This is a genomic window from Micromonospora sp. NBC_01740 (genome assembly GCF_035920365.1).
Classification (GTDB): domain Bacteria; phylum Actinomycetota; class Actinomycetes; order Mycobacteriales; family Micromonosporaceae; genus Micromonospora; species Micromonospora reichwaldensis.
Genome location: NZ_CP109150.1, coordinates 227120 through 239598, shown reverse-complemented (window position 1 = coordinate 239598; position 12479 = coordinate 227120). Strand labels below are relative to the sequence as shown.

The window sequence follows — 12479 nt, the reverse complement described above, 5'->3', positions numbered from 1 at the left end:
CCGCCTTAGCATCCGTTCAGGCTCGCCGACTAGGGTGCTGGCAGACACTCAATCAGGCGAGGGAGAAGCAGATGGCGGGTCGACTCGCGGTCGTCGGGGCCGGGCTGATGGGCGCGGGCATCGCCCAGGTGGCGGCGCAGGCGGGCTGGCAGGTGACGCTGCGGGACCTGGACGACGCGGCCACCGGGCGGGGCATGGACGGCATCCGGAAGTCGCTGACCAGGTTCGCCGAGAAGGGCAGGATCGAGGCGTCCGAGGTCGAGGCGGCGCTGGGCCGGATCACCCCCACCACCGACCTGGAGGCGGCGGCCGACGCGGACATCGTGGTCGAGGCGGTCTTCGAACGGCTGGAGATCAAGCACGAGGTGTTCCGCGCGCTGGACAAGATCTGCAAGGCCGACGCGGTGCTCGCGACCAACACCTCGGCCATCCCGGTGACGCAGATCGCCGCGGTGACCGAGCGCCCGGAGGCCGTCGTCGGCACCCACTTCTTCTCGCCGGTGCCGATGATGAAGCTCTGTGAGCTGGTGCGTGGCTACAAGACCAGCGACGAGACCCTGACCACGGCGAAGTCGTTCGCCGAGGAGATCGGCAAGACGGTCGTGGTGGTCAACCGGGACATCGCGGGCTTCGTCACCACCCGGCTGATCGCGGCCCTGGTCGTCGAGGCGGTCAAGCTCGTCGAGTCGGGCGTGGTGTCGGCCGAGGACCTGGACACCGCCTGCCGCCTCGGCTTCGGTCACGCCATGGGCCCGCTGGCCACCACGGACCTGACCGGCGTGGACGTGCTGCTGCACGCCTCGAAGAACATCTACACCGACACGGCGGACGAGAAGTTCTTCCCGCCGGAGCTGCTCCAGCGCATGGTCACCGCCGGCGACCTCGGGCGCAAGAGCGGCAAGGGCTTCTACACGTACTGACGGGCAGCCGGGGCGCGACGTCGCCCGGCCGCTCAGCGGACCGCCTCCACCGGCGCGGGGGCGGTCCGCCGCAGCCCGGCGGTGAGCATCAGCGTGGCCGCCAGCGCCGCCGTGGCGAGCAGCGCGACGGCCCAGCCCGCCGGGACCAGGTCCGCGACCGTGCCGGCGAGCACGGCACACAGCGCCTGCGCGGCCATCATCCCGTTGTGCTGCAGGCCCAGCACCTGGCCCCGGAACTCGATGGGTGAGTGGGCGATCAGGCGCTCCTGCAACGGCAGCCCGGCGGCGAAGCCCACCGAGGCGACGACCGCGACCAGCATGGCCAGCGGCAGCGCCGGCGACAGCGCGAAGGCCAGGTAGGGCAGGACGAGCAGCAGCCGCAGGGCGGGGACCAGCCGGTTGCGCCGGGCCGGGGGCAGGAACCGTCCCACCACGACGTCGCCCGCCAGCATGCCGAGGGCCGCGGCGGCGTAGAGGAAGCCGGCGCGGTCCCCGGCGTACGGCACGAACAGCGCCTCGCAGCCGACGACCAGGCCGGGCGGCAGCCACAGGTTGAGCAGGAGCGAGCGGCGGCCGGGATCCGTCCACAGTTCCCGGTTCACCCGGAGCGTGCGCCCCACCGTCGTCCGGGCGGTGGTCCGGGCCGGGCGCTCCGAGATGCCGAACCACCCGACTGCCGCCGCCACCGCCCGCAGCACCGCCGCGAGCAGGAACACCTCGTACGGGTCCAGCCAGAACAACAGGACGCCGCCCAGCCCGAAGCCGGCGATCTGCATCGCCCCGACGCTCGTGTTCATGGTGGACCTGCCCAGCACGTAGGCGTCGGTCGGCAGGATGTCGGTGAGCAGCGCCCACCGGGCCCCGCCCGTGATCGAGCCGACGTACGCGCCGGTGAAGATGATCGCGAACCGGGCCCACAGCGGCAGGCCGGGCACCGCCTGGAGTGCCGCTCCGGCGGCGACCAGCACGGCGGCGAAGGTCAGCGCCCGGCGGGGCGGCAGGCTGTCCGCGGCCGACAGCAACGTCAGGCTGCCGAGCACGCCGGCGAGCGGCGCGCCGAACATGCTCAGCGCGGTGAGCAGCGCCGAGCCGGTCGACGCGTAGGTCAGCGAGCCCAGCGCCAGCGCCGACGTGGTGTGCGCCGCGATGCCCGCGCAGTTCGCCAGGAACAGGTTGCGGAACTCCCGGACCGCGAACAGATCTGCGTACGTTCTCACGGGCCCGATCGTGTGGGGTGCCGGGTGGATCTCCTAGAGTTACGTCTGGAGGCGAAACATGGCCGTCTGGCAGGTGCCGTCGGATCTCCTCGCGCGCAGCCGCTTCACGGTCTCGCCGATGGTCGACACGGTCGCCGCGCTGCGCGCGCTGCACGACCCGCGTAGCCCGTGGCAGCGGGCCTGGCGGGAGCCGCACGTCGCGGCGTTCCGGCGGATGCTGGCCGGTCGGCCGGTGGTCCGGGCGCTGCTGCCCGCGTCGTTCCACCCCCGGTGGACCGCCGACTTCCTCACCGTCGCGCCCGCCTCGCCGGAACCGACGTTCGCGGCGGAGCTGGCAGCCGTCGGGCGGTTGTCCGACGAGCGGATCCGGGCCGACCTGCGCGCCACCCGCCCGGAGCCGCTCGCCGCCGAGCTGCTGGCGGACGGTCTCACCGGGCAGGTGGTGGAGCTGCTCGACTGGGTCTGGACGCACACCGTCGAGCCGGAGTGGCCGGAGCGGGAACGCCGGCTCCGGGCGGACATCGTGGCCCGCACCGCCGCGTTGAGCGCGGGCGGCTGGGCCGGGGTGTTCGCCGACCTCAACCGCAACGTGTGCTGGCTGGGCGACGGTCGGCTCCAGGTCAACGACTACCCGGAGCCGCCGCTGTCGCTGGACGAGGCCGAGCAGTTGGTCTTCCTCCCGGCGCACTGCCGTCGCGGCTGGGTGGTCTGGGACAGGCCGACCCGGTTCGGGATGGTGTACCCGGTGCGCGGGATCCTGGTCGATCCCACCTCACCGGCACCCGACGGGCTCGCCCGGCTGATCGGCGCGAACCGGGCCGACATCCTGGTCCGGCTGGACACACCGCTGAGCACCTCGCAACTCGTGGCGGTGACCGGGCTCTCCCTCGGGACGGTGGGCGACCACCTGCGGGTGCTGCTGGACGCGGGCGCCGTCGGCAAGCGGCGGTCCGGGCGCGAGGTGCTCTACTGGCGTACGCCGCTCGGTGTCGCGCTCACGACGTCCACGCGTTAGCCGGGGCCCTTCCTCAGACCTCAGCCGTCGCGCTTGGTCGTCCAGCGGAACGTGGTCAGGCAGAGCACCAGGCCGATCACGCACCACGCGACGAGGACCAGGGCGACCCGGTCCAGCTCGAACGAGCCACCCGGCTCGCGGGCGCCGAAGCCGTCCGGCAGGAAGACCGAGCGCAGGCCCTGGCACATCCACTTCAGCGGGAAGAGCGCCGCCACCTGCTGCATCCAGGTCGGCAGCTCGGTGAAGACGAAGAACACCCCGGAGATGAACTGGAGCACCAGCGCGACCGGGGTGACCACCGCCGAGCCGCTGCGGGCGGTGCGGGCCAGCGACGAGATGGCGATGCCGCACAACGTGCAGGCGGTGACGCCGAGCACCGACACCCAGCCGAAGGTCAGCCACTTCGCGGCGGTCCCGGGCAGCTCCAGGTCGAACAGCGCCACCGAGACCGCGAGCAGCAGCACGGTCTCGGCGATGCCGATCGCCACGACCATGATCACCTTGCCGGCGAACCAGACCCACTTCGGCATCGGCGTGCCCCGGTAGCGCTTGAGCACCCCCCGGTCCCGCTCGATCGGGATCCAGATGCCCAGGTTCTGGAAGCTCACCGTCATCAGGCCCGTGGCGATCATGCCGGTGATGAAGTATTGCGTGTAGCTGACGCCGGGGGCGATCTCGTCGTCGAAGATCGCCGCGAAGATCAGGATCATGATGACCGGGAAGCCCATCGTGAAGACGACGGACTCCCGGCTGCGCAGGAACTGGGTGATCTCCAGCCGGCTCTGCCGCAGGCTGAGGGCGACCGGACCGGGTCGCCGGGCCGGTGCCGTGGTGGCCGGCGCGGCCGGCTTCGTCGTGGTGGTCATCGGTGTCCGATCATGCGCAGGTAGATGTCCTCCAGGGTCGGCCGGGTCACCGTCAGGCCGGGGACCTCGCCGCCGAAGCGCGCCGCCAGCTCCGCCACCAGCGCCGTCGGCGTCGCGCTCTCCGCCGTTTCCCGCGCCCCCTCCGGCGTACGCCAGGAGACCGTCGCCAGGGCCTCGCGCCGGTTGCCGAGCTGGTCGGGCGTGGCCACCTCGACCACCCGGCCGCCCGCGATGACGCCGACGCGGTCGGCGAGGGACTCCGCCTCGTCGAGGTAGTGGGTGGTGAGCACGATGGTGGTGCCGGCGGCGGCCAGGTCGCGGATCAGCTCCCAGAACTCCCGGCGCGCCTCCGGGTCGAAGCCCGTGGTGGGCTCGTCCAGGAAGAGCAGCTCGGGGCGGCCCACGATGCCGAGCGCCACGTCGAGCCGGCGCTTCTGCCCGCCGGAGAGGGTGTGCGTACGCGCCTTCGCCTTGCCGGCCAGCCCCACCCGCTCGACGACCTTGTCGGGGTCGTCCGCGTCGGCGTAGAAGCCGGCGAAGTGGCGCACCACCTCGGCGACCGTCAACTCGTCGAACTCGCCGGTGCCCTGGAGCACGATGCCCACCCGGGAGCGCCAGTCGGCGGCCGGACGGGCCGGGTCGCTGCCGAGGACGTCGACGTCGCCGGCGTCGCGCCGCCGGTAGCCCTCCAGGATCTCCACGGTGGTGGTCTTGCCGGCGCCGTTGGGGCCGAGGAGGGCGAAGACCTCGCCGCGGTGGACGTCGAGATCCACGCCCGCCACGGCGACGTTGTCCCCGTACGCCTTGCGCAGCCCCCGGACGGAGATCGCCAGCTCGTCATGCATGCGTCAAGTGTGCGACCTGGCCGCGGCGGTGGGCCGGCCGGGGTGTGGTGGTCGCGCCCATGTCGGGCGCTTCGCACCCGGGTTTCCGCTCCATGGAGCTGTGTGGTTTTCCACAGCTCTGGTGACTGAACGGTAACTTAGACTCCCGCCATGGACGAGAAGGCTCTCCCCGGCCGGCTGCCCGAGCGCGACCGCCCCTGGGTGATGCGCACCTACGCCGGGCACAGCTCGGCCGCGGCGACGAACGCGCTCTTCCGCCGCAACCTGGCGAAGGGGCAGACCGGCCTGTCGGTCGCCTTCGACCTGCCGACCCAGACCGGCTACGACCCCGACCACGAGCTCGCCGCCGGCGAGGTGGGTCGGGTCGGTGTGCCGGTGGCGCACCTCGGCGACATGCGGGCCCTCTTCGACGGCATCCCGCTGGCCGACATGAACACGTCCATGACCATCAACGCGCCGGCGATGTGGCTGCTCGCCCTCTACGGCACGGTCGGCGAGGAGCAGGGCGCGGAGCTGTCCCGCTGCGCCGGCACCACGCAGAACGACATCATCAAGGAGTACCTCTCCCGGGGCACCCACATCTTCCCGCCGGCCGCGTCGCTGCGGCTGACCGCCGACGTCGTCGCGTACGCGCTGCGCGAGATGCCGCGCTGGAACCCGGTGAACATCTGCTCGTACCACCTCCAGGAGGCCGGCGCGACGCCGGTGCAGGAGGTCGGCTTCGCGCTCTCCACCGCCGTCGCGGTGCTCGACGCGGTCCGTGACTCGGGGCAGGTGCCCGCCGAGCGGATGGGCGACGTCGTGCAGCGGATCTCCTTCTTCGTCAACGCCGGGGTGCGCTTCGTCGAGGAGATCGCCAAGATGCGCGCCTTCGGGGCGCTCTGGGACGAGATCACCCGCGAGCGCTACGGGGTGGAGAACCCGAAGCAGCGGCGGTTCCGCTACGGCGTGCAGGTCAACTCGCTGGGCCTGACCGAGGCGCAGCCGGAGAACAACATCCAGCGCATCGTGCTGGAGATGCTCGGCGTGACCCTCTCCCGGGACGCCCGGGCCCGTGCCGTGCAACTGCCCGCCTGGAACGAGGCGCTCGGCCTGCCCCGGCCGTGGGACCAGCAGTGGTCGCTGCGCATGCAGCAGGTGCTCGCGTACGAGTCGGACCTGCTGGAGTACCCGGACCTGTTCGAGGGCTCGCACGTGATGACGGCGCTGGTCGAGGAGATCGTCACCGGGGCCCGGGTCGAGCTGGAGAAGGTGCTGGAGATGGGCGGCGTCGTCGCGGCCGTCGAGACCGGCTACCTCAAGAGCGCCCTGGTCGCCTCGCTGGCCGAGCGGCGCCGCCGGATGGAATCCGGCGCCGACGTGGTGGTCGGCGTCAACCGGTTCACCGAGACCGAGCCGTCGCCGCTGACCGCCGCCGGCGCCGAGTCCGTCGAGCAGGTCGACCCGGCCGTCGAGGCGGCGGCCACTGAGGCCGTACGCCGGTGGCGGGCCGGGCGGGACGACTCGGCTGTCGACGCGGCACTGGCCCGGCTGCGCGCGGACGCCGCGACCACGACGAACCTGATGCCGGCGACGCTGGAGTGCGTGCGGGCCGGGGTGACCACCGGCGAGTGGGCCGGCGCGCTGCGCCAGGTCTTCGGCGAGTACCGGGCGCCCACCGGCCTGACCGGCGCCGCCGGGGCCGGCGGGGACGCCACCCTGGCCGCCGTCCGGGCGCGCGTCGCCGCCACCGCCCGCGAGCTGGGCAGCGGCCGGCTGCGGCTGCTGGTCGGCAAGCCCGGCCTCGACGGGCACTCCAACGGCGCGGAGCAGATCGCGGTACGCGCCCGCGACGCCGGCTTCGAGGTGGTCTACCAGGGCATCCGGCTGACCGCCGGGCAGATCGTCGCCGCCGCCGTCGAGGAGGACGTGGACCTGGTCGGCCTCTCGGTCCTCTCCGGCTCGCACCTGGCGGCGGTACCGGCGGTGCTGGACGGCCTGCGCGCCGCCGGCCGGTCGGACCTGCCGGTGGTGGTCGGCGGGATCATCCCCGCCGGCGACGCGGAGCAGCTCCGCGCCGCCGGGGTGGCCCGGGTCTTCACGCCGAAGGACTTCGCCCTGACGGGGATCATCGACGACCTGGTGACCGTGGTCCGGGAGGCCAACGGCCTGCGCTGAGGGGAAGGCCCCCGGCGAGGACGCGTCGCCAGGGGCCTGTCCGTCGCGGCCCGACGCCGGTGCGCCCGTGTCAGGTCAGCGGCTGACGTAGGTCATGCAGTCGGCCATGTCGTTGTCGGGACCGACCTTGATCGACGGCGCGTGGCATTCCAGCTGCTCGTTGTGCTGGCAGTCCGCGCGCTGGCAGGCGCCCACCTGCGCGGTCATGCCGCCGTCGACCCCGCCACGGACCGCCGGCATCTCGACGAAGGTGTGGCAGTGCGCGTGGTCCGGGCTGCCGATGGTGATGGCGAAGGCGTGGCAGTCGTTGGTGTGGTTGTACGAGCACGCCGCCACGACACATTCCTGGACGCGGGGCATCTCCACTGCTGCGGTCATGGTGACCTCCTATAGAGTCGTGCCCCGATTTTAGGCTTTTGTGGGTTTTGCCGAGCCTGCTTCAGCCCACTCCGAGCACCTCGGACAGCGGGGCCGGCTCGAGGCCGCGCTCGGCCAGCCCGGCCAGGATGTGCGGCAGCGCCTCGTCCGTCATCGGCGCGTTCGCCTCCGTCACGTGCAGGACGATCACCGATCCCGGACGCACCCCGTCCAGCGCGGCATGCACCACCGGCCGCCAGGACTTCGCGAACGGGTCGCCGCTGACCACGTCGCCGTCGACCACCGTCACCCCCAGCGGCGCCAGCGCGGCCAGCGCCGTCCTGTCGTGGCACAGCCCGGGGAAGCGGAAGTACCGGGTCTGCCGCCCCCCGTACGCGGCCACCACGTCGAACGTACGGGCCACGTCGGCCGTCATCTCCCGCTCCGCGATACGGGGCAGGCCGTAGCAGTCCGGGGTGAAGGCCAGGTGCCCGTACGTGTGGTTGGCCAGCTCGAAGCGCGGGTTCGCGGCGAGTCGACGGGTCACGTCCGGGTACTGCTCCACCCACTTGCCGGTGAGGAAGAAGGTGGCCGGCACCCGCTCCCGTTCCAGCAGGTCGATGATCTTCAGGTTCGCGTACGACCGCACCGCGCCGCTGCGCAGCTGGTACCGCATCCCGTCCGTCATGTCGGCATCGAAGGTGAGCGCCACCTTGTTCCCCGTACGCGGCCCGTGGTCGACGACAGGTGGCCTGGTCCCGACCGGGGTCGCGCCGGGGACCGTCGCCGCAGGCGCGGCGGGGGCCGTGGCTTCCGGAGTGGCCGGGGCCACCGTCACCGCGGGCTCGGCGGGGGCCGTGGTCTCCGGGGCGGCCGCGGCGCGATCGGTTGGCTCCATGCGGACGATGCCGGCGTCGGCCGGCGCGCGCAGCGGGTTTGGGAGGACGAGGAGAGCCGCGGCGGCGACGACGGCGGTGAGGGTCGCGACGAGCGGAACGCGGGGGATCTTCACGTGCACCGGGAGATGATGTCAGCGCCTGACATTTCCTGCGTGCCCGCTGTCGAGCGTGCTACCTGAACCGGCTGCGCACGGGGACCCCGTCGGGTTGGTCGCGCGGCCGTGTCCTGGTTGGGCTGCGCGGGCCGTGTCCGGTTGATTCCACGGCCTTGTCCCGGCTGCTTGCGCGGGCTCTGTCCCGGCTGGTTGTGCCTGCCTCATCCCGGCTGGGCAGTGCCCGGTGGGTCCCCGCTCATCCCGACATCGGGTGCCGCGGACCGAGCGACGCAGACCGAGCGACGCGGACCGGGCGATACGACCGCGGTGCCGCGACCCGGTCGACGCGCCCCGGACGGCCCGTTCAAGCCGGCCGTGCAGAGGGCCGGTCGCCGCAACGGGAGCACTCACCCTGCCTGCCGCCGTGAAGCGAGCATTGGTGATCAGGACGCCATGGACCTTAACGGGCGGTTTTAACGTCCATGGCGTCCTGATCACCAGTGGGTGGACCGGTGTTCTTGGCTTGCCCGGGTGCGGCGAGGCGGGCAATTCGGGCGGGGTGCGGCGGTCGGCCACCTGTTTCCTGGCTGCACGGGTGTCCGGGCTTGTCGCCAAGGTCCGGTCGGGGCCGCGTCGGGCATCACCTGACGCCCCGTCCCAAATGTTTTGTCCGGTTTGTGGATGCGACCGGAGGCATTGCGGGGGCGGAATCGTGGCTGCGGCGGGGTCGTTACACCGTGCGTACGACCGAGCAAGGCCGCCGTCGCGGGAGGCTGAACCAAGCCGCCATTCCCTCGCCCGCGCCCTCGGGTCAGTTCGAGTGGGTCAGGCCACGTTGTCCGACGGGCTGGCGGGCCCAGGCCCGGAATGATGGCGGGCCGGCGGTGGTTACACATGGTCACGGCCCGCGTAAGGGCACCCGCAACGCGAAGCGTGAGGGCGTCCCCGCCCCGCGAGACAGCCACGACCTCCACTGGTCAGCAGGCGGGCGCGGCCGATCTGATCTTCCTCCGGACGAGTTGCCGGAGATCTCCTGGTTCCTGAGTTGAGCCGAGTTCGTGAGCGCCGGACGGTGCTTGCACCCGCGTGAGCCGATCCCCCTCGGTGCGGGTGCCGACCCCCGAATGGAGCGTTTCCGATGAACACGATCATGCGTAAGAGCGTTCTTGGTATCGCTGGCCTGGCGGTCGCCGGTGGTCTTGCTGCCGGTCCGCTGAACCACGCCAACTCCGGTGTCGAGGTCGAGGCGGGCTCGCCGATCACGGCGGCTGCGGTGCAGGCCGACAAGCCGGACATGGGCAAGCTGGTGCCGCATGGCGTGCAGAGCGCGCAGTCGCACGTTGACCTGTCGGACGAGCAGGTCGCCAACGTCAAGGCCATCGTCGCGGCGACGAAGAAGGCCGGCATGGACGAGCGCGCCGCCGTGGTGTCGATCGCCACCGCGTTGCAGGAGTCGAAGTTGGAGAACCTGGGTCATCTGGGTGACCGCAACGACCACGACTCGCAGGGCCTGTTCCAGCAGCGCCCGTCCTCGGGTTGGGGCACGGTCGAGCAGATCACCGACCCCGAGTACTCCACCACCGCGTTCCTGAAGGGCCTGAAGCAGGTCGACGGATGGCAGGACATGCCGCTGACGAAGGCCGCGCAGACGGTGCAGGTGTCGGCGTACCCGGACCACTACGCCCAGTGGGAGCAGCAGGCCGCTGACCTGGTGGCCGAGCACTGGAACAGCTGACAACAGCAACTGAACGCCGCTCTGGCCGGCACCCCACCTCGGGGTGCCGGCCAGACGCATGTCCGGGGCCGGGGCGGGCGTTGTTCGGCGGGCCGTGGTCAGTTCGCCGACCCCAGCCGGCGGTGCCGGGCACGTCGGGCAGCGGCGCGTGCCGGGTGGACACCAGCAACGCGCCACCGGCAGACGGGAGGCGGTCGGGGCGTACGACGATCAGACGCGGAAGCCGGCGGCCCGCGCCGCCTGACGCTCCCGGCGGCGGTCGGAGCGGCGGCGCACGAACCAGAAGACGAAGACGACCAGCCCGAGCAGGAACGCCAGCACCAGCACCGGCAGCAGGATCGCCACCACCGACATGGCCACGCTGGTGGCGTCCTCGGCGGTGCTGGCCACGGGTGCGCCGACGCCGGCCGTGGTCGCGTTGATGACCGGTCGGGCGGCGGACTTCAACAGGTGTACGCCGAGGGCGATCACCACCCCGGCCACCACGGGGACCCACTGGCTGGACGAGAAGAAGGTGTCAGGGTCACTGACCGTCACCGTCTCCGAGGACGAGCCCGCGCCGAACGCCAGGCCGCCGGCTGTCGGCCGGACCACGGTCTGCACGACGTCGTTGACGTGGTCGACCACCGGGACCTTGTCGGCGACGACCTCGACGACCAGCAGCACCGCCAGGATCGCGATCACCCAGCCGTTGCCCAACCACTGCCAGCCGCCGGGCAGGTCGATCAGGCTGGTGTAGCGGGCCAGGAGACCCATGGTGAGCAGGGGGATGTACGCGTTCAGCCCCGCCGAGGCGGCGAGACCGGTACCGGTGAGAACTTCGAGCACCATCTCAGCATCGCACCGGCGCGCCAGTGCCGCTCGGTGGCGCGGACCGGGGTCTCCGCTACCCTCGTCGGGTGCGGTTGGTCATTGCGAAGTGCTCGGTGGACTACGTCGGACGGCTCTCGGCCCACCTGCCGCCGGCCACCCGGTTGCTCATGGTGAAGGCGGACGGGTCGGTGTCGATCCACGCCGACGACCGGGCGTACAAGCCGTTGAACTGGATGAGCCCGCCCTGCCGGTTGGAGGAGGCCCCCGGCGTCTGGCGGGTCGTCAACAAGGCGGGGGAGGAACTGCGGATCACCCTGGAGGAGATCTTCCAGGACACCTCGTACGAGCTGGGTGTCGATCCGGGCCTGCGCAAGGACGGCGTGGAGGCGCACCTTCAGGAGCTGCTGGCGGCCAACCCGGAAGCGCTCGGCGAGGGGTTCACGCTGGTCCGCCGGGAGTACATGACGGCGATCGGCCCGGTCGACCTGCTCTGTCGGGACGCCAACCAGGGCGCCGTGGCCGTGGAGGTGAAGCGGCGCGGCGAGATCGACGGCGTGGAGCAGCTCACCCGGTACCTGGAGCTGATGAACCGCGACCCGCTGCTCGCGCCGGTCGCCGGGGTCTTCGCGGCACAGGAGATCAAGCCGCAGGCCCGGGTGCTCGCCACGGACCGGGGCATCCGCTGCGTCGTCGTGAACTACGACAAGCTGCGCGGCATCGAGCGCGACGAGCTCACCCTGTTCTGACTGTGAGGCTGGCCGGGGCGGACCGTCCTCGCGGCATTGCGGCGGACGCCGGAGGCCGGGCCCGCCGCAGCGTCAACGGGACGGCTCCGGCGGGCCGTCCGCGCGGACGGCGATCAGTGACTTGGGCAGGCCGGCCACCCGCTCGACGAGGATCCGCGAGTCGGGGAAGTAGTGCCGCATCTGCGAGCGGTCCAGCAGCTCCGTCCAGAGCACCTGGTGGATGGCGGCCTCGTGGCTGCGGGTCGGCTTGTGCCCGAGCGGCCAGCGGCGGGCGAACGCGGTCCGCAGCCGCACGGGCAGGAACTGCATGCCCGGCGCGATCCAGTGCGGCTCGATGGGGAAGTAGCGGTAGGGCGTCTGCACCCAGTGCCGGTCGCCGAGGTTGCGCACGGCGTCGGCGAAGCGCAGCCGCCGCTCGTGCCCGCCGACGTGCTCCAGCACCGAGTTGGAGAAGACCAGGTCGTAGCGGCGCCCGGTGATCCGGGCCGGCAGGTCGCAGGCGTCGGCCCGGTCGACCTCCGCCCACTCCGGGACGTCCGTGGGCGGTCGCTCCAGGTTGACCACGTGTACGCGCGCCGGCCGCACGTCGGCCCGGGTCCAGGTGCCGAGCCGGCCACCCAGGTCGATGACGTGCATCTTCTCCAGGTCAGGGAACGTCCGGACCAGCCAGTCGGCGCGGCGACGCCGCTGCCGGGCACTCCACGACCGGTCACTGTCGACGAGGTGGAAGCGCAATCGATGGGGGCGCATTTAACGCAATGTACCGCTCCCACCACGTTGGACACATGTGAGGGTCTTCATGATCGGTTATCCG

General features: G+C 72.0%; 12 protein-coding genes. 5 read left to right on the top strand and 7 right to left on the bottom strand.

Going from position 1 to position 12479, the window contains the following annotated elements:
* Positions 1-71: 71 nt before the first annotated feature.
* Entirely contained in the window at positions 72-920 is an 849-nt protein-coding gene (locus tag OG989_RS01010) for a 3-hydroxyacyl-CoA dehydrogenase family protein (protein ID WP_327029437.1), read from the top strand.
* A 32-nt stretch (positions 921-952) separates the two neighbouring features.
* Here OG989_RS01010 and OG989_RS01005 read toward each other — a convergent pair whose 3' ends face one another.
* On the bottom strand, positions 953-2137 hold the full coding sequence (locus tag OG989_RS01005) for an MFS transporter (RefSeq protein WP_327029436.1): 1185 nt from the start codon (positions 2135-2137) through the stop codon (positions 953-955).
* Between the two features lie 58 nt (positions 2138-2195).
* On the opposite strand from OG989_RS01005, the gene OG989_RS01000 reads away from it, so the two are divergent.
* Positions 2196-3152: an ArsR/SmtB family transcription factor gene (locus tag OG989_RS01000; protein WP_327029435.1), complete on the top strand. Its 957-nt coding sequence runs from the start codon at positions 2196-2198 to the stop codon at positions 3150-3152.
* A 20-nt stretch (positions 3153-3172) separates the two neighbouring features.
* Here the strand turns inward: OG989_RS01000 and OG989_RS00995 are convergent, their stop codons facing one another.
* Positions 3173-4018, bottom strand: coding sequence for an ABC transporter permease (locus tag OG989_RS00995; protein ID WP_327029434.1), 846 nt, complete (start codon positions 4016-4018; stop codon positions 3173-3175).
* A complete protein-coding gene (locus OG989_RS00990; protein ID WP_151454879.1) occupies positions 4015-4863 on the bottom strand; it encodes an ABC transporter ATP-binding protein in 849 nt (282 codons plus the stop codon). The genes OG989_RS00995 and OG989_RS00990 overlap by 4 nt, the downstream gene beginning before the upstream one ends.
* Before the next feature lie 150 nt (positions 4864-5013).
* Between OG989_RS00990 and OG989_RS00985 the strand changes: the two genes are divergently transcribed.
* Positions 5014-7020 (top strand): protein meaA, encoded by a 2007-nt coding sequence (locus OG989_RS00985; RefSeq protein ID WP_151454878.1) that lies wholly within the window; start codon positions 5014-5016, stop codon positions 7018-7020.
* Between the two features lie 75 nt (positions 7021-7095).
* On the opposite strand, the gene OG989_RS00980 is transcribed toward OG989_RS00985, so the two are convergent.
* Together OG989_RS00980 and OG989_RS00975 are read right to left on the bottom strand one after the other, a co-directional pair.
* Positions 7096-7398 (bottom strand): DUF1540 domain-containing protein, encoded by a 303-nt coding sequence (locus OG989_RS00980; RefSeq protein WP_151454877.1) that lies wholly within the window; start codon positions 7396-7398, stop codon positions 7096-7098.
* A gap of 61 nt (positions 7399-7459) precedes the next feature.
* Positions 7460-8395: a polysaccharide deacetylase family protein gene (locus tag OG989_RS00975; protein ID WP_327029433.1), complete on the bottom strand. Its 936-nt coding sequence runs from the start codon at positions 8393-8395 to the stop codon at positions 7460-7462.
* A 1114-nt stretch (positions 8396-9509) separates the two neighbouring features.
* Here OG989_RS00975 and OG989_RS00970 point away from each other — a divergent pair.
* Positions 9510-10106, top strand: coding sequence for a hypothetical protein (locus OG989_RS00970; RefSeq protein WP_327029432.1), 597 nt, complete (start codon positions 9510-9512; stop codon positions 10104-10106).
* A gap of 210 nt (positions 10107-10316) precedes the next feature.
* On the opposite strand, the gene OG989_RS00965 is transcribed toward OG989_RS00970, so the two are convergent.
* Positions 10317-10934 carry a DUF4126 domain-containing protein gene (locus OG989_RS00965; protein ID WP_151454886.1) on the bottom strand — a complete coding sequence of 206 codons (618 nt, stop codon included), beginning with the start codon at positions 10932-10934 and terminating at the stop codon, positions 10317-10319.
* A 71-nt stretch (positions 10935-11005) separates the two neighbouring features.
* Here OG989_RS00965 and nucS point away from each other — a divergent pair, with 71 nt between their 5' ends.
* Positions 11006-11665 carry an endonuclease NucS gene (gene nucS / locus OG989_RS00960; RefSeq protein WP_132231236.1) on the top strand — a complete coding sequence of 220 codons (660 nt, stop codon included), beginning with the start codon at positions 11006-11008 and terminating at the stop codon, positions 11663-11665.
* 72 nt (positions 11666-11737) lie between these two features.
* On the opposite strand, the gene OG989_RS00955 is transcribed toward nucS, so the two are convergent.
* Positions 11738-12415, bottom strand: coding sequence for a methyltransferase domain-containing protein (locus OG989_RS00955; protein ID WP_327029431.1), 678 nt, complete (start codon positions 12413-12415; stop codon positions 11738-11740).
* Positions 12416-12479 lie beyond the last annotated feature (64 nt).